This window comes from Streptomyces sp. NPDC006458 (genome assembly GCF_040612135.1).
Classification (GTDB): domain Bacteria; phylum Actinomycetota; class Actinomycetes; order Streptomycetales; family Streptomycetaceae; genus Streptomyces.
Genome location: NZ_JBEXPR010000036.1, coordinates 15,693 through 32,004, shown reverse-complemented (window position 1 = coordinate 32,004; position 16,312 = coordinate 15,693). Strand labels below are relative to the sequence as shown.

At 71.3% G+C, this 16,312-nt stretch carries 12 protein-coding genes; 7 read left to right on the top strand and 5 right to left on the bottom strand.

Annotated features, from left to right (window positions below; genetic code table 11):
* Positions 1-43 precede the first annotated feature (43 nt).
* Genes ABZZ79_RS34365 through ABZZ79_RS34355 form a run of 3 tightly spaced genes read left to right on the top strand, consistent with a single transcriptional unit; the run spans position 44 to position 3,355 of the window.
* Positions 44-1,279, top strand: a complete 1,236-nt coding sequence (locus tag ABZZ79_RS34365) for an acylneuraminate cytidylyltransferase (RefSeq protein ID WP_356695628.1) — start codon at positions 44-46, stop codon at positions 1,277-1,279.
* Positions 1,280-1,290: 11 nt separating this feature from the next.
* The gene (locus ABZZ79_RS34360; RefSeq protein WP_356695626.1) at positions 1,291-2,229 is read left to right on the top strand and encodes an N-acetylneuraminate synthase family protein; all 939 of its coding nucleotides are present in this window, start codon (positions 1,291-1,293) and stop codon (positions 2,227-2,229) included.
* A gap of 58 nt (positions 2,230-2,287) precedes the next feature.
* Complete coding sequence (locus ABZZ79_RS34355) at positions 2,288-3,355, top strand: hypothetical protein (protein WP_356695624.1); 1,068 nt, start codon at positions 2,288-2,290, stop codon at positions 3,353-3,355.
* Between the two features lie 519 nt (positions 3,356-3,874).
* On the opposite strand, the gene ABZZ79_RS34350 is transcribed toward ABZZ79_RS34355, so the two are convergent.
* Entirely contained in the window at positions 3,875-6,208 is a 2,334-nt protein-coding gene (locus ABZZ79_RS34350; RefSeq protein ID WP_356695622.1) for a glycosyltransferase, read from the bottom strand.
* On the bottom strand, positions 6,205-7,665 hold the full coding sequence (locus tag ABZZ79_RS34345; RefSeq protein WP_356695620.1) for a glycosyltransferase family 29 protein: 1,461 nt from the start codon (positions 7,663-7,665) through the stop codon (positions 6,205-6,207). Before ABZZ79_RS34345 ends, ABZZ79_RS34350 begins: the two co-directional genes overlap by 4 nt.
* 252 nt (positions 7,666-7,917) lie before the next feature.
* On the opposite strand from ABZZ79_RS34345, the gene ABZZ79_RS34340 reads away from it, so the two are divergent.
* Positions 7,918-9,081, top strand: a complete 1,164-nt coding sequence (locus ABZZ79_RS34340) for an acyltransferase (protein ID WP_356695618.1) — start codon at positions 7,918-7,920, stop codon at positions 9,079-9,081.
* 67 nt (positions 9,082-9,148) lie between these two features.
* Here the strand turns inward: ABZZ79_RS34340 and ABZZ79_RS34335 are convergent, their stop codons facing one another.
* Positions 9,149-9,811: a TetR/AcrR family transcriptional regulator C-terminal domain-containing protein gene (locus tag ABZZ79_RS34335; protein WP_356695616.1), complete on the bottom strand. Its 663-nt coding sequence runs from the start codon at positions 9,809-9,811 to the stop codon at positions 9,149-9,151.
* Positions 9,812-9,906: 95 nt separating this feature from the next.
* Here ABZZ79_RS34335 and ABZZ79_RS34330 point away from each other — a divergent pair, with 95 nt between their 5' ends.
* Together ABZZ79_RS34330 and ABZZ79_RS34325 are read left to right on the top strand one after the other, a co-directional pair.
* Positions 9,907-11,313, top strand: a complete 1,407-nt coding sequence (locus ABZZ79_RS34330; RefSeq protein ID WP_356695614.1) for an FAD-dependent monooxygenase — start codon at positions 9,907-9,909, stop codon at positions 11,311-11,313.
* Between the two features lie 462 nt (positions 11,314-11,775).
* Positions 11,776-12,747, top strand: coding sequence for a class I SAM-dependent methyltransferase (locus ABZZ79_RS34325; protein ID WP_356695612.1), 972 nt, complete (start codon positions 11,776-11,778; stop codon positions 12,745-12,747).
* Here the strand turns inward: ABZZ79_RS34325 and leuE are convergent.
* Positions 12,688-13,347, bottom strand: coding sequence for a leucine efflux protein LeuE (gene leuE / locus ABZZ79_RS34320; protein ID WP_356695610.1), 660 nt, complete (start codon positions 13,345-13,347; stop codon positions 12,688-12,690). The genes ABZZ79_RS34325 and leuE overlap by 60 nt on opposite strands.
* Positions 13,348-13,502: 155 nt before the next feature.
* Positions 13,503-15,083: a methylmalonyl-CoA mutase family protein gene (locus ABZZ79_RS34315; RefSeq protein ID WP_356695608.1), complete on the bottom strand. Its 1,581-nt coding sequence runs from the start codon at positions 15,081-15,083 to the stop codon at positions 13,503-13,505.
* A gap of 199 nt (positions 15,084-15,282) precedes the next feature.
* On the opposite strand from ABZZ79_RS34315, the gene ABZZ79_RS34310 reads away from it, so the two are divergent.
* Positions 15,283-16,122, top strand: a complete 840-nt coding sequence (locus ABZZ79_RS34310; RefSeq protein ID WP_356695606.1) for a L,D-transpeptidase family protein — start codon at positions 15,283-15,285, stop codon at positions 16,120-16,122.
* The last annotated feature ends 190 nt before the right edge of the window (positions 16,123-16,312 follow it).

Genomic DNA, 16,312 nt, shown 5'->3' with positions numbered 1-16,312 from the left:
CGCCGCCCTCCCCTCCGCGAACCCTGCGCAAGGAGTGCAACCCATGTCCAACCCGCCGGCTGCGGGCGCGCCCGTGCGTCGCGTGCTCGCCGTCATTCCCGCTCGTGGTGGCTCCAAGGGCGTGCCCGCCAAGAACCTCGCGCCCGTCGGGGGTGTTCCGCTGGTCGCCCGCGCGGTGCGCGAGTGCGTCGCGGCCCGGTACGTCACCGACGTGGTCGTCTCCACCGACGACCAGGCCATCGCCGCCGCCGCCCGCTCGGCCGGCGCCGAGGTCGTGCTGCGCCCCGCCGCCATCGCCGGGGACACCGCCACCTCCGAGGCGGCCGTCCTGCACGCCATGGACGCCCACGAGGCCCGGCACGGCTCCGCCGTCGACGTGGTCCTGCTCGTGCAGTGCACCAGCCCCTTCGTCGTCCGCGAGGACATCGACGGCGTGGCCGCAGCGGTCACGGGGGGCGGCGCCGACACCGCCGTCACCGTCGCCCCCTTCCACGGTTTCGTCTGGCGCGACGCCGAGGACGACAGCGAGGGCGGCGTCGGGGTCAACCACGACAAGTCCTACCGGCCCCGCCGCCAGGACCGTCCCCAGGACTACCTGGAGACCGGCGCCGCCTACGCCATGGACGCGGCCGGGTTCCGCACCCACAACCACCGCTTCTTCGGCCGTACGGAACTGGTCCGCACCGACCCCGCCCGGGTGCTGGAGATCGACGACCCGCACGACCTGGCCCGCGCCCGCGCGCTGGCCCCGCTGTTCGACGCGGACCGCCCCGGCGCCCTTCCCACCTACGACGACATCGACGCCGTAGTCCTCGACTTCGACGGCACCCAGACCGATGACCGGGTGCTGATCGACTCCGACGGACGGGAGTTCGTCTCCGTGCACCGCGGAGACGGGCTCGGCATCGCCGCCCTGCGCAGGAGCGGGCTGCGGATGCTCATCCTGTCCACGGAACAGAACGCTGTGGTCGCCGCCCGCGCCCGGAAGCTCAAGCTCCCGGTGCTGCACGGCATCGACCGCAAGGACCTCGCACTGAAGCAGTGGTGCGAGGAGCAGGGCATCGCGCCGGAGCGCGTGCTCTACGTCGGAAACGACGTCAACGACCTCCCGTGCTTCGCCGTCGTCGGCTGGCCCGTGGCGGTCGCGAGCGCCCACGACGTCGTACGCGGCGCCGCACGCGCGGTCACCACCGTCGCGGGTGGCGACGGTGCGATCCGGGAGATCGCCGGCTGGATTCTCGGACCCTCGCTCGACTCTCTCGACCCCTCCACCAAGTAAGGACCCCTGACATGAGCACCAACTCCCGTCTGCGCACGTTCGGTTCGCGCGAGGTCGGCCCCGGCAAGCCCGTCTACATCTGCGGCGAGATCGGCATCAACCACAACGGTGAGCTGGAGAACGCCTTCAAGCTGATCGACGTCGCCGTCGAGGCCGGCTGCGACGCCGTGAAGTTCCAGAAGCGCACCCCGGAGATCTGCACCCCCCGCGACCAGTGGGACATCGAGCGCGACACCCCGTGGGGCCGGATGACCTACATCGACTACCGCCACCGGGTGGAGTTCGGTGAGGACGACTACCGCCAGATCGACGAGTACTGCAAGGACAAGGGGATCGACTGGTTCGCCTCCCCGTGGGACACCGAGGCCGTCGCCTTCCTGGAGAAGTTCGACGTCCCCGCCCACAAGGTGGCCTCCGCCTCGCTGACCGACGACGAGTTGCTGCGCGCCCTGCGCTCCACCGGCCGTTCGGTCATCCTCTCCACCGGCATGTCGACCCCCCGCCAGATCCGCCACGCGGTCGAGGTGCTGGGCAGCGACAACATCGTGATGTGTCACGCCACCTCGACCTACCCGGCCAAGGCCGAGGAGCTGAACCTCCGCGCGATCAACACGATGGAGAAGGAGTACCCGAACGTCCCGATCGGCTACTCCGGCCACGAGACGGGCCTGCAGACCACGCTGGCCGCGGTCGCCCTCGGCGCCGTCTTCGTCGAGCGCCACATCACCCTGGACCGCGCCATGTGGGGCTCCGACCAGGCCGCCTCCGTCGAGCCGCAGGGCCTGACGCGCCTCGTCCGCGACATCCGCACCATCGAGGCGTCCCTCGGTGACGGCGTCAAGAAGGTCTACGACTCCGAGCTCGGCCCGATGAAGAAGCTGCGCCGTGTCACCGGTGTCGTCGCCGAGGCGGAGATCGCCGCCGCCGCGGGCGAGCCGGTCTCCGTCTGAACCGCCGTCTGAACCACCCGGACCAAGATCCTCCTACGACGGGACGGTCGTACCGCCGATGAGCCCCCGCGCCGGGAATGCCGGCCCCCGCACTCTCGCCTTCGTCGAGAGCCCGGTACAGCTGCTGAACGTACTGGAGTGGGCGCATGCGCATGCGCCCGGCGCGGGGCTCACGCTCGTGGTCCTCTCGCCCGTCGACCCGATGACCCGCGGCCAGCTCCGCCGGATGGCGGAACTGGCCCGCGAGGAGGGCTACGAGGTCCGCTGGGAGGAGGCCCGCGGGGGCACCGCGGCCCCCTTCCAGACCATCGGCGGGCTGATGGGCCCGCTGCGCCGGACCGACCGGGTCGTCATGGGCGATCCGTTCTCCCGGTACGTCCAGCTGCTGCTGACCATCACCCGGGCCCGTGAGCTGGTCGTCGTCGACGACGGCACGGCCACCATGGAGTTCGTCACCCAGCTCGCGCGCGGCGAGAGGCTGGTGCGCTGGCACCGCAAGGGCAGCCGCCCCGGCCCCCGCGACCTCGTGTTCGCGCCGGTCTCCTCGGCCGCGCGCCGCCGCCTCACTCCGGGCGAGCACCGCCAGGTCGAGGTGTTCTCGTCCATGCCGATCGACGAGAGCCCCGACGGCGTCACGATCACCGCCAACTCCTTCGCCTGGACCCGCGCCCGCTTCGGCCCGCCGCGGATCACCAAGACCGCCGACATGGTGGGCACCTCGCTCGTCGAGACCGGTGTCGTCGAGAGCGACCGCTATCTGGAGGCCGTGACCGGCCTCGCCAAGACGCACGGCGCCACCCGCTACTTCGCCCACCGTCGCGAGAGCGCCGAGAAACTGCACCGTCTCGCGGTCGAGACGGGCCTGGAGATCGTCCGGCCCGACCTCCCGCTGGAGCTGATCGCCCGCCGTGGGCCGATCGGGCGTACGGTGCTCAGCTTTCCCTCCACCGTTGTGCACACCCTGCCGCTGGCACTGGCCGGGACGGAGGTGCGGGTCGCCGTCTGCGACATCGATCCGCGCTGGCTGACGCAGAGTGCGTCGCCTCGGGCGCAGGGTTTTCTGTCGGGGGTGACGGGGTCGGCGCGGGATGTTACGCGGCTGGCTGCGGTCACCAGCGTGCGCTGACGCTCCGCTGGGGGTGGGGTGTTCCTTGGCTGCGGCGCCGTCGTTGTTCGCGCGCTGCGGCAGGGCCGCCCATCGGCACAGGGCCGCGCCCCTTTGACGCCCCTGCCGCCTCTTGGCTGTCGCGCCGTCGTGGGTGTTCGCGCAGTTCCCCGCGCCCCTCAACGGCCTCCGCCGTCTCTTGGCTGTCGCGCCGTCGTGGTTGTTCGCGCAGTTCCCCGCGCCCCTTGACAGCCTCCGCCGTCCCTCGGCTGCCGGGCCGTCGTGGGTGTTCGCGCAGTTCCCCGCGCCCCTCAACGGGCTCCGCCGTCTCTTGGCTGGCGGGTCGTCGTGGGGGTTTGCGTCCTGCGGCGGAGCCGCACATCGATACAGGCCCGGGCCCCTTGACAGCCCCTGTCGCGGCGTCGTGGTGTTCGCGTCCTGTGGCGGGGCGTGTATCGACACAGGCAAGCGCCCTTTTGGGGCGCTGGGCATCGGCCCCCGTTGCGTCGAGTTCGGCGCGGTGGGGGCCGATGTCCGGGGTCAGGCGCCCAGGATCGTGCGCAGTTCGGCGGCGTTCGTCTGGGTGATCTTCCACAGCTCCTGCTGGCGGCCGTGTACGTCGGCCACGGTCTTGGCGTGGTCGGCGAGGAGGTCGCGGGAGCGTTCGACGAGGACGGCGGCGAGGTTGCGGTCGTGGACCGACACGCCCCACTCGGGCCGCTCGATGTCGGCGAGGAAGTAGGCCATCTTCGGGTGCGAGATCAGGCTGATGATCGGCGTGCCGCAGCCGAACGGGATCATGCCCGCGTGGCCGCGCATGCCGATGACCAGCTTGGTGCGCGCGTACAGGGCGCGGATCTCGTCGTTCTCGAAGTCGTACATCGGGATGACCGGCAGCGACACCCCGTGCTCGCGGCGCAGGTCGAAGGCGAGCTTCTCGTCGTCGAGGGAGTGCGCCGCGATCTGCACCTCGGCGAGCGAGCCGAGGTCCTTCACGGCGCGGGCCATCTGGGCGAGGAAGTAGCCGTAGTCGTGGCCGAAGCGCAGGCCCGCGCGGTCGTAGGCGGCGTTGACGAGGATGGTGTCCTCGCGCCGTGCCGGGTCCTGCCAGTTCGCGACGAGTTGGCGGGTGACGGTCGTCGGACAGGGCTGGAAGCGGACCTTGTCGTGCAGGTGCGCCGGGATCATGGCGCGGACCTTCGCGATCGAGCCGTGGTTGCGCAGGCCGAAGAAGGAGGACTTCTCCACCAGCAGGCGCAGCGACTCACGGAACCGCTGGGCGCGGTAGGACTGCCCGTCGAAGGCGTTGAAGCCGACCGCGTACACCGCGATGGGCACGTCGATCCGCTTCAGGAGTTCGTCCGGGACGTTCCACTGCCAGGCGCTGTTGCCGTTGGGCATGGTGTCGGGGATGAACAGGCCGCCGCCGCCGATGACCATGCCGCGGCGGGCGTTGACCCGCTCCAGCGCGGCCTCGTCGAACAGGCGGTGGGCGTGCACCGAGTGCCAGCGGCGGGCGCTGAAGTCCTGGTCGAAGGCGAGCCGGACGCTCTCGGGGAGCAGCTTGTCGCCCGCGTTGCCCTGCCGGTCCATGTAGAAGGCGACGTGGGCGAGCTGCTGTCCGGCGCTGCCCTGCTGCTGGACGGGGACGCCGACGGACCGCTGGTGCCAGATGCGGCTGGCCCGGTGCGTGGGGTCGACGGTGAGGCCCTGGAGGGCGTACTTGTGCGCGGCCGTGTCCTCGCCGTGCACCCAGGAGATCTGGGCGAGACGGGCGAAGGCGGTGGCGGCGCGGTTGGGCGCGCAGGAGGCAAGGAGCAGTTGGGCGCGGGCCTCGTCGTAGCGGGAGACGCTCATCAGGGCGTGCCCGTACACCTCGTGCGGCCAGGCCTCGTCCACGGGGATGTGGACGCGCTCCATGACGTCGACGGCCGACTGGTAGTCGCCGGAGCCGATGTGTGCGAGGGCGACCTTGCGGGCGGTGTCGACGTCGCCGGTGCGCTCCACGTGCGGGGTGCCGAAGTGCACCAGCAGGTCGCGGTGGTGGCTGCCGCCGCGGGAGAGGTAGGCGGCGTGCAGTTCCGCGTCGCTCATGTCGAACTCGCGCCAGCGGTCCTGGGCCTGGGTGTAGCCGGCCTCGCCGCCCTGCCAGGGCTTGTGGCGGCCGGTGAAGTGCAGGACGGCGGTGTCGTCGGGGACCGCGAGGTCGCCGGACAGCCGCCGCTTGACGAAGTTGTACTTGGGGTCGAGGCGCACGAAGTCGCCGTCCAGGACGGCGTTGAGGATGCCCTGGTCGTGCTTGTCGAGTTCGTAGGAGCCCTCGCGGCCGACCTTGTCGATCTTCGCGTAGAACGCGTCGCTGAGGTACTCCTTCTGGATGACCAGCAGGCCGCTGTTGAGCTTGTGCCGGCCGTAGAAGAACTGCGGTACGGCGGCCAGACCCTCGCGCAGGGAGAGCAGTTCCGCGAGCGAGCCGAGGACGACCATGTCGGTGTCCAGGGTGATCACGGTGTCGTAGTCGCGGATCTTGAAGACGTCGAGGATGAAGTACGCCTTGCGGACCAGGTAGTTGTCCTGGTCGCCCTTGGCGTAGGTGTCGTAGTGGTCGGCGTCGACGCGGCGGAAGTCGACCCGCGGATGCAGGGCGCGGATCTTCGCGACGGAGGACGGTCTGAGGTCGTCGTGCAGGACGACGAAGTCCTCGCACACGCCCGGGTTGGACAGGGCGAGGGAGCGCAGCAGGGCGAGGAAGCCCGGCAGGTAGTTCTCGTCGACGAAGCTGGCGAAGGCGATGCGGCGCTTGCCGGTGAGCGCGCGGGCGTCGGTGGCCGGGGCCGCGGAGCTCGGCGCGGCGGATATGTGGGTCGCGGTCATCGCAGGGAGATCCTCATGCCGGAGACGTTCTGGGCCCGTTCCATGACCCACGCCTTCTCGCTGGTGTATTCGTGCACGGACGTGATGGGCATCTTCATGGCGGCGTCGATGCGGTAGGCGCCGGACTCGTAGAAGTCGAAGCCGACCAGGTCCAGGGTGGGGCTGACGTCGAGGAAGTCGAGCAGCCAGAGCATGTTGAAGCCGCTGGTGGGGATGGCGGGCCAGGCGTCGGTGCCCAGCCGGCCGATGTTGCGCACGGGCCAGCGCAGCGACTCGTCGCCGAGGTGCTTCTGGGCGCCGGGCACCAGCCGAGTGCGCAGCGAGTACTTCCAGTCGCCGGAGACACCGCCGAAGACCAGGCGGGTGTCGACGGGCTTGTCCCAGTTGAAGCCGTGCTTGTGGATGGTGGCGTGGATGTCGGTGCGCCGGCCGGTGTGGGCGGCGTCGATCTTGTACGAGTTGAAGCGTACGACCAGGTCGTAGGCGTCGATCTCGGCGCCCATCGAAGAGGTGCCCACCTTGCCGGAGTTGGCGATCAGGGCGATGGACTTCCCGGCGATCCGGTTGCGGAACTCGCCGAGGCTGAGCCAGTCCACGCCGCCGTAGGTCGGGTCCGGCACCGGCCCGCGCATGCGGTTGCGGCGCTGCTCGGCGAACAGGGCTATGAGTTCTATGAGTTCGGCGTCGGGGCGCACCTGGGCGCTGGTGGCCAGGTCCAGGTAGTGGCCGAGGGCCTCCTGGAAGTCCTGCTCGGGCGCCTCGGCGCGGTCCATGGCGAGAAGCGCTCCCACCAGACGGGCGCGGGCGGTGTCCCAGTCGCCGTCGGCGTGCGCGGCGAGGCCGTCGGCCCAGGTGTCGGTGGCGGGCCGGCCGGTGAACCCGGCCGCGGCCGGGACGGTGGAGCGCAGCAGGGCGAGCATCTCGGCGCGCCTGTCCTGGGCGACGCGCAGGCCGGCGGCCTTCGCGCGGACCCCGAAGCCGTCGTCGTCGGTGAGTTCCAGATAGCGGTCGTAGGCCTCGACGGCGGCTTCCGGGCGGCCCGTCGACTCCAGCAGGCGTCCGCGCAGCCGCCAGCCGGCGCGGGAGTTCTTGCGCAGGGTCAGGACGGTGTCGCTGATGAGCAGGGTGAGGTTCAGCTCGTCGTCGTAGTCGCAGTCCAGCGCCTTGTTGCCGACGGCCAGCAGGGCGTCGAGCAGGTCGTTGCCGATCGCGGGGCTCGTGGTCCGGGTGCCGCGTCGCAGCAGGCCGCCCGCGCCGGCCGGGGCCGGTTCGGGCTGCTCCTGGACGGCCCAAAGGGCGAGCAGCTTGCGCAGCTGTTCGGCCAGGGCGACGCGGCGGGGGTCGAGGCTGCCGACGAGCTTGCCGCTGTGTACGGCGCACGCCCGCAGGCAGTCGTCCAGCTCGGCCGGGGTGACCTGTGCGGTCGGCGGGCCGGCGTCCGTGGGCGCGGATGCCATGTCCCCGGATCGGGGACGTGACCATCGGCTGCGAACCCTCGTCATGGTGCTCCTGCTCTGGGATGAGGCGTAGAAGGCAAAGAAGATGCCAAAGCATGCGTGAAGGTCGGAGAACAGTAAGAAACCAATGCGACGGGAAGGTGAACCGCTCAGGGCCGTCAGGCAAATCGTGCCTCCCTCGAACGGAATTCCGTGGAATGACATCTAGGGTTGGTCCGTTGACATTTCCGGTGACTGACGAGGATCTGCTCCATGACCGAAACGGTCGTCGGCACTCCGGCGCCCCAGCCCGTCACGACCGCGTCCGGGAAACTCCGCGGCAATACCCCGGCGCGGGCGAGGAATTCCGGCGGACGGCTGCGCGCCCTCGACGGACTGCGGCTGCTCGCCGCGCTGATGGTCGCCCTCTACCACTACGGCGGCCGCGGCGGCGATATCACCGAGGCGTGGGGCTCTTCGGCGAAGACTCAGTTCCCGACGATGCACGCGTGGTTCGCCTACGGCTGCCTCGGCGTCCAGATCTTCTTCGTCATCAGCGGTTTCGTGATCTGCATGAGCGGCTGGGGGCGCCCGCTGCGCTCCTTCTTCGCCTCCCGTGTCTCCCGGCTGATGCCCTCCTACTGGGTGGCCGTCGTCCTGGTCACGGCGGTCTTCGCGCTGCCGGTGGTGGCGTACGACGCGGTGTCGCCGAGTGACGCGCTGGTGAATCTGACGCTGCTGCAGCAGCCGCTGGGCGCCGACCGGGTGCTCGGCGTGTGCTGGACGCTGTGGGTGGAGGTCCGCTTCTACGCGCTGTTCGCCCTGTGCATCGTGCTGCCGGGAGCGAGCCGGCGCCGGGTGGTGCTGTTCTGCGTGGTGTGGACGATGGCCGCCGCGATCGCCGACGCGGCGGACCAGCCGCTGCTGGACCTGGTGCTGATGCCCGAGTACGCGCCCTTCTTCATCGGCGGCATCGGCATCTACCTGCTGTACCGCGACCGCCGGGACGTCACCGCCTGGGGCATCGTGGCGGTCAGCTGGCTGACCGGACAGCACTACGCCGTCGGCGAGCTGTGGCACCGGCCGGGGCCCGGCCACTTCTCCTACCGCTCGGCGTACGTGATCATCGCGATCGTCACCTTCGGCTTCGTCGCGGTGCTCGCGGTGGCGCTGGGCTGGCTGCGCCGGGCCGACTGGCGCTGGCTGACGGTCGCGGGCACGCTGACGTACCCCTTCTACCTGGTGCACGAGCATCTCGGCTGGGTCGTCGTCGAGACCTTCCATCGGCACCTGGGCCTGCCGTCCTACGCCACGCTGGCCGCGACCCTCGCCTGCATGCTGTTCCTGGCGTGGCTGTTCAACCGTTTCGTGGAGCGGCGGGCGACGCCGTTGCTGCGGGACGCGTTGTCGCGGGAGGTGGCGGACAAGGGGCGCTGAGCCCGCGCCGAGCGGCGCCGAGCGCCCACCGACCTGCCGGGTCCGGCCCTCGTGGCCGGGCCCGGTCTCAGTTCCCGGGGTCCGGGAGCAGTGTCGCCTCGATGCCCGCGACGACCGCGCGCAGTCCGGCGGCGAAGCCCTCGTCGCGCTGCTGGAACATCTCCCGGCCCGCCTCGGCGGCCAGTGGCTGTCCGGCGAGTCGTTCGGAGCGGGCGGCCAGGTCGTAGCCCCCGCCGCCGGTGACCGGGTCGGGGCCCATGGCCTGCTCCTCGATGACGTACCCGATGGTGTAGCTGTACGCCGTGAACCAGGCCCGCGCGGCGGCCTCCGGCGGGAAGCCCGCCCGGTTCAGCATGCGCAGATTGGCCTCCATCGGCTCGGCATACGACATGTCGGTGAAGTGCGTGCCGGCGTAGACCTTGGCGCCGTCGCGGTAGCGCAGCAGGTGCTCGCGCAGGCCGCTCATCAGGCGGATGAACGTCTCGCGCCAGTCCCGGGTGTCCGGGTCGGCCACGAAGTCGGCCGTCATCCGGCGCAGCATCTCGGTGGCCATCTCGTCCAGCAGCGCCTGCTTGTCCTTGAAGTGCCAGTACAGGGCGGGCGCCTTGACGTCCAGTTCCTTGGCGATGGCACGCAGGGTCAGCCCTTCCAGGCCGACCTCGTTCAGCAGCTTCAGGGCGGTGTCCGCGACGCGCACGCGGTCCAGCGGTGCCCGGCGTTCCGTACTCACGAGCGACAACCTATCGGTTCCCACCCTTGACTCCTTAACGATGTTAAGGGCATCCTCACGGAGGCAGGAACTTAACAACGTTAAGGAGAAGGATCGTGACTGTACGAACCGATGTTCTGATCGTGGGCGCGGGCCCGACCGGTCTCGCCCTCGGCATCGACCTCGCCCGGCGCGGTGTGGACGCGCTCGTCGTGGAGAAGGCCGAGGGACTGTTCCCGGGCTCGCGCGGCAAGGGCATCCAGCCCCGCACGATGGAGGTCCTCGACGACCTCGGCGTGCTGGAGGCGATCCGCGCGGCCGGTCACGACTACCCGGTCGGGATGATCTGGCACGACGGCCGGCAGGTCGGCGAGCACCGGATGATCGACCCGGCGGAGCACGGCGAGGCCGGCGTGGGGCCCTGGATGGTGCCGCAGTGGCGCACCCAGGAGATCCTTTTCGGCCGTCTGGAGGAGCTGGGCGGACGGGTCGCGTTCGGGCGCGAGGCGGCCGGCCTCGACCAGGACGAGGACGGGGTGACCGTGCGGTTCGCCTCCGGCGAGCCGGTCCGGGCGCGCTACGTCGTCGCCGCCGACGGGGGCCGCTCGGTGCTGCGCCGGGCGCTCGGCATCGGCATGACCGGGGAGACCGTCGACCCGCAGCCGATGCTGGTGGCGGACGTACGGATCACCGGGCTCGGACGGGACTTCTGGCACGTCTTCCCGCCCGGCGACAGCGACGGCTTCCTCGCGATCTGCCCGCTGCCCGGCACGCCGGACTTCCAGCTCATCGCCCAGCTCCCGCGGGACGCCACCGCCGATCTCTCCCTGGAGGGCGTCCGGGAGCTCGTCGCGTCCCGCTCGCATCTCGCGCCCGAGGACGTGACCGAGGTGCGCTGGGCCTCCGACTTCCGGCCCCGGGCCGCGCTGGCCGACCGGTTCCGCGCCGGCCGGGTCTTCCTGGCGGGCGACGCCGCCCACATCCACTCACCGGCCGGCGGACAGGGCCTCAACACCAGCGTCCAGGACGCCTACAACCTCGGCTGGAAGCTGGGCGCGGTCCTGCGCGAGGCGGCGGCGGCCGAACTGCTCGACACCTACGAGGCCGAACGCCGTCCCGTCGCGGCGGACATGCTCGACCTCTCCACCAGCGTCCACCGAGGCGAGACCCGGCGCGGCGCCGCCACCAGCCAGCTCGGCCTCGGCTACCCCGACTCCCCGCTCACCGAGGACACCCGCCGGACCCCGTCCGGCACGGTCCGCGCCGGCCATCGCGCCCCCGACGGCGACCTGGGCGGCACCCGCCTCTTCGATGCCTTCCGAGGACCGCACTGGACCCTGCTCGCCGTCGGCACGGACACCGCCCTGCCCTCGCTCGACGCCCCCGTGGTGCGGACCGCGGCCCACGAGGCCTACGGCCCCGGCGTCTTCCTCGTCCGCCCCGACGGCTACGTCGGCTGGGCGGGCGGGACGGCGGCGGGGCTGGACGGCTACGCGCGGCGGGCCGGGCTGGCGGTGCGGTGAGGGGTGCCGCGGGCGGCGTGGGCCGGGGCCGCGGCGCCGGGGACCGCTCACGGCGGGCTGATCGTCCGCCGTGGTCAATCGCGCAGTTCCCCGCGCCCCCCAGAGGGATGCGCCGCGTGGGCAGGAGGCTCGTCCGTCGTGGTCGATCGCGCAGTTCCCCGCGCCCCTCAGAGGGATGCGCCGCGTGAGCAGGAGGCTCGTCCGCCGTGGCCGATCGCGCAGTTCCCCGCGCCCCTGGGAGGGATGCGCCGCGTGGGCCCTCGGCGCGCTGTGAGGCGGGCGGGGGGTGACCCGGGCGGACGACCCGCCGTGCGGGCCCCGCGGGGCCGGGTGAGACTGGGACCGGCCGGGTGGCCGGGGCGGGTTCACCCGCCGTTCGACCTCCCGGGCGTTTGGGCCGCTCCCCGGGGGAAGGCGCCGGGAGCGAAGGCCTCGTCCCCCGCGCAAGGAGTGCCCGATCCCATGACCGCCGCACACACCACCACCGCCCGGCCGGTGAGGCTCGACGACGTCCCCGGCTGGTTCCCCGTTCTCGACCAGGTCCTGTTCGACTGGTTCCTGGACCGCCAGGAGGCCGCCGGCACCTCCGGTGACCTGCTGGAGGTCGGGGTGTACATGGGCAAGAGCGCGATCTTCCTCGGGCGGCACCGCCGCGAGGGCGAGCGGTACACGGTCTGCGACCTGTTCGGCGGCGAGGCACCGGACACCGCCAACGGCGCCGAGTCGGCCAAGTCGTACGGCAGCCTCACCCGGCAGGCGTTCGAGGACAACTACCTCGCCTTCCACGACGAGCTGCCGCGTGTGCTGCACGGCCCCAGCTCCCTGGTGCCCGCCGAGGTGCGCCCCGGCTCATGCCGGTTCGTGCACGTCGACGCCTCGCATCTGTACGAGCACGTGTACGGCGACATCGGCGCCGCCCGCGAGGTCCTGCTGCCGGACGGGGTGGTCGTGCTGGACGACTTCCGCTCCGAGCACACCCCGGGCGTCTCGGTCGCGGCCTGGGAGGCCGTGCTCAACCGTGGCCTGCGCCCGGTCTGCCTGAGCACGCAGAAGCTCTACGGCACCTGGGGCGACCCCGAGGCCGTGCAGGAGGAGCTGCTGGCGATGGCGCGCTCGCGCGAGGACTGCCGGCTGAGTCTCCAGGAGGCGGCGGGACACCGGCTGATCCGGCTGAAGTCCGACAAGGCCATGCGCGCCCCGGACTTCCCGCTCTCCCGGCACGCCGACCGCGCCCCGGTCACAGCCGTGGCGCAGGAGATCGCGCCGGTCCGCCTCCGCCCGCCGCACGGACGGCCCGCGGCGCGGCCCGCCCGGCGCCGCGGCCGCGCCCGGCGGATCGCGGCCGATCTGCTGCCGCCCGTGCTGACCCGGGCGCTACGCGCCGGCGAGCGACAGCTTCACCGCAAATCCCAGGAACAGCGCGCCGGCCGCTGACGTGGCCCCGGCCGCGAGCCGCTTGCGGCGCCGGAACGCGTCGGCCAGTCGGGTGCCGCCGAATATCAGCATCGACAGATACAGGAAGCTCGCCGTCTGCAGCAGGGCGCCCAGGACGACGAAGGAGAGCGCCGGGTAGGCGTAGTCCGGGTCGACGAACTGCACGAAGAAGGAGATCAGGAACAGGATCGCCTTCGGGTTGAGCAGGGAGACCACCAGCGCCCGCCGGTAGGGGTGCTCCTCGGACGGCTCCGCGAGCGCGGCGGCCGCCTCCACCCGGGGCCGCCGCTCGCCGCGCGCCTTCCACATGTCCCACGCCGAACGCAGCATGCCGTACGCCATCCAGGCCAGATACACGGCACCGGCGTACTTCACGACCATGAACAGCAGCGGGGTCGTGGTGAGCACGGAGGCCGCGCCGAGCGCCGCCAGCGTCATCAGGATCGCGTCGCCGGTGAAGACACCGGCCGCCGCCGCATAGCCGGTGCGGATGCCCTTGCGGGCCGCGACGGAGAGCACGTAGAGGGAGTTGGGGCCGGGCAGCAGGACGATCAGGACGAGTCCTGCCAGATAGGTGGGGAGATCGATGACGCCGAACATGAAAGGGAGTGTCGCACGCGGGTACGACACTCCTCCCCGGCCCGTTCCGCTCCCGGCCCGTCCGCCGGCCGGTCAGGTTCGCCGTCGGTCAGGTTCGCCGTCGGTTCAGGTTCGCAGTCGGTTCAGGTTCGCAGTCGGTTCAGGTTCGCAGTCGGTCAGAAGGCGTCCGACGGAACGTACGTGCCCCACACCTCGCGAAGGGCGTTGCAGACCTCGCCGACGGTGGCGCGGGCCTTGAGGGCCTCCTTCATCGGGTAGAGGACGTTGTCCTCGCCCTCGGCGGCCTTCTTCAGGGCCGTCAGCGCGGCGTCCACGGCGGCCTGGTCGCGCTCGGCGCGCAGCGCGGCCAGGCGCTGGGCCTGGCGGGCCTCGATGGCCGGGTCGACCCGCAGCGGCTCGTAGGGCTCCTCCGCGTCGAGCTGGAACCGGTTGACGCCGACCACGACCCGCTCCCCGGAGTCGGTCTCCTGCGCGATGCGGTAGGCGTTGCGCTCGATCTCGCCCTTCTGGAAGCCGTGCTCGATCGCGGTGACCGCGCCGCCCAGGTCCGCCACCTTCCGCATCAGCTCCAGCGCGGCCGCCTCCACCTCGTCGGTCATCCGCTCGACGACGTAGGAGCCGGCGAACGGGTCCACCGTTGCCGTCACGTCCGTCTCGTAGGCCAGGACCTGCTGGGTGCGCAGCGCCAGGCGGGCGGACTTGTCGGTGGGCAGCGCGATGGCCTCGTCGAAGGAGTTCGTGTGCAGCGACTGCGTGCCGCCCAGCACCGCGGCAAGTCCCTGGACAGCGACCCGGACCAGGTTCACCTCCGGCTGCTGCGCGGTCAGCTGCACCCCCGCCGTCTGGGTGTGGAAACGCAGCATCATCGACTTCGGGTTCCTCGCCCCGAACTCGTCCTTCATCACCCGCGCCCAGATCCGGCGCGCGGCACGGAACTTGGCCACCTCCTCCAGGATCGTGGTGCGGGCCACGAAGAAGAACGACAGCCGCGGCGCGAAGTCGTCCACGTCCATCCCCGCGGCGACGGCCGTACGCACGTACTCGATGCCGTCGGCCAGCGTGAAGGCGATCTCCTGCGCGGGCGAGGCACCCGCCTCGGCCATGTGATAGCCGGAGATCGAGATGGTGTTCCACTTCGGGATCTCTGCCCGGCAGTACTTGAAGATGTCCGCGATCAGCCGCAGCGAGGGCTTGGGCGGGAAGATGTACGTCCCACGCGCGATGTACTCCTTCAGCACGTCGTTCTGGATCGTGCCGGTCAGCTGGTCCGCACTCACCCCCTGCTCCTCCGCCACCAACTGGTACAGCAGCAGTAGCAGTGCCGCCGGGGCGTTGATCGTCATCGACGTGGACACCTTGTCCAGCGGGATCCCGCCGAACAGCACCCGCATGTCCTCCACCGAGTCGATCGCCACCCCCACCTTGCCGACCTCACCGTGCGCGATCGGCGCGTCGGAGTCGTGACCCATCTGCGTCGGCAGGTCGAAGGCCACCGACAGGCCCATCGTTCCGTTGGCGATCAGCTGCTGGTAGCGGGCGTTGGACTCCGACGCCGTACCGAACCCGGCGTACTGACGCATCGTCCACGGCCGCCCGGTGTACATCGACGGATACACACCCCGCGTGAACGGGTACGCGCCCGGCTCGCCCAGCTTCTCGGCCGGGTCCCAGCCCTCCAGCGCCTGCGGCCCGTACACCGGCTCGATGGGCAGTCCGGACTCCGAATCGCGTGCCATGGTGTGCCTCCGCGTCGCTTCGTTGCTCGCCAGGACGACCGGCCTTCGCCACGGAATGTAGCGGCGGCGGCACGCACCGGTGGAGTGCCCCACGCTGGGACCTTGCTCACAACGATGCAGCGCCGTTCGCAACCAGTCACGTAGGGGGAGACATCTCAAGGGACACGGGTGCCGAACGGCGGAACGACGGGGGTACGACATGCGCGGTCCTGGGGTACGGAGAGCGGCCGGCGCGGCGGCCGCGCTGGCGGTGCTGAGCGGATGCACCGCGGGAGCCGGGGGCCAGGGCGGGAGCCGGTCGCCGGTACGGGTGGAGGTCACCCGGACGGAGCCCGCCGCGCCGTCCGGGCAGGGCGCCGCGGACGACAAGCCCGGCGCCGCACCCGCCACGCCGAAGCCGAGTCCGCCGAAGGTGCTGTGGTCGCGCGGCGACGACGGACGGGACGTCCGCGAACTCCAGGCCCGGCTGCGCCAGATCGCCTGGCTGTTCGACGGCCCCACGGGCACCTACGACGAGCGCACCGAGGAGGCGGTGAAGGGCTTCCAGGGCAAGCGCGGGCTGCCGCGCACGGGAAAGACCGACACCGTCACCTGGCAGCGGCTGCTGGGCATGACCGGTGAACCCGGGCGGTGGGAGCTGTATCTGATGGGCGGCCAGCCCGCCGACGCGCCGGACGCGCGCTGTATGACGGGCCGGGTGCTGTGCATCAGCAAGGAGAGCCGCACGCTGCGGTGGATGATCGACGGGCGGACCCTGCTCACGGTCCCGGTCCGGTTCGGCTCGCAGTACACACCCACCCGGGAAGGTGTGTTCCAGATCTACTGGAAGTCCCGGCACCATGTGTCCACGCTCTACGACTCGCCGATGCCGTACGCCATGTTCTTCAGCGGCGGCCAAGCGGTGCACTACTCGGCCGACTTCGCGGCCCGGGGCTACGCGGGGGCCTCGCACGGCTGTGTGAACGTGCGGGACGAGGCGGCGATCGCGGATCTCTTCGCGCAGGTGCGCGGCGGCGACAAGGTCGTCGTGCACTGGTGAGGAGTCGTGCACTGGTGAGGAAGTGTGGGGCGCGGGTGGGACCGGGGGAACGTGTCCCACCCGCGCCGAATGCACGAGCCCTGGGGTACGGGGGGAACCCCGGCTCAGTGCGAGGCCGATGACCAGTCGGCTCACCTAGTACTGCGCCTGGGCTCGCGAAAACGTCACACCTGGGCTGAGAAAACTTCGA

Excerpts from the sequence above, each read along its gene's own strand:
- ABZZ79_RS34365 (WP_356695628.1), top strand. The coding sequence starts at position 44 with ATGTCCAACCCGCCGGCTGCGGGCGCGCCCGTGCGTCGCGTGCTCGCC.
- ABZZ79_RS34360 (WP_356695626.1), top strand. The coding sequence starts at position 1,291 with ATGAGCACCAACTCCCGTCTGCGCACGTTCGGTTCGCGCGAGGTCGGC.
- ABZZ79_RS34355 (WP_356695624.1), top strand. The coding sequence starts at position 2,288 with ATGAGCCCCCGCGCCGGGAATGCCGGCCCCCGCACTCTCGCCTTCGTC.
- ABZZ79_RS34350 (WP_356695622.1), bottom strand. The coding sequence starts at position 6,208 with ATGACCGCGACCCACATATCCGCCGCGCCGAGCTCCGCGGCCCCGGCC.
- ABZZ79_RS34345 (WP_356695620.1), bottom strand. The coding sequence starts at position 7,665 with ATGGCATCCGCGCCCACGGACGCCGGCCCGCCGACCGCACAGGTCACC.
- ABZZ79_RS34340 (WP_356695618.1), top strand. The coding sequence starts at position 7,918 with ATGACCGAAACGGTCGTCGGCACTCCGGCGCCCCAGCCCGTCACGACC.
- ABZZ79_RS34325 (WP_356695612.1), top strand. The coding sequence starts at position 11,776 with ATGACCGCCGCACACACCACCACCGCCCGGCCGGTGAGGCTCGACGAC.
- leuE (WP_356695610.1), bottom strand. The coding sequence starts at position 13,347 with ATGTTCGGCGTCATCGATCTCCCCACCTATCTGGCAGGACTCGTCCTG.
- ABZZ79_RS34315 (WP_356695608.1), bottom strand. The coding sequence starts at position 15,083 with ATGGCACGCGATTCGGAGTCCGGACTGCCCATCGAGCCGGTGTACGGG.
- ABZZ79_RS34310 (WP_356695606.1), top strand. The coding sequence starts at position 15,283 with ATGCGCGGTCCTGGGGTACGGAGAGCGGCCGGCGCGGCGGCCGCGCTG.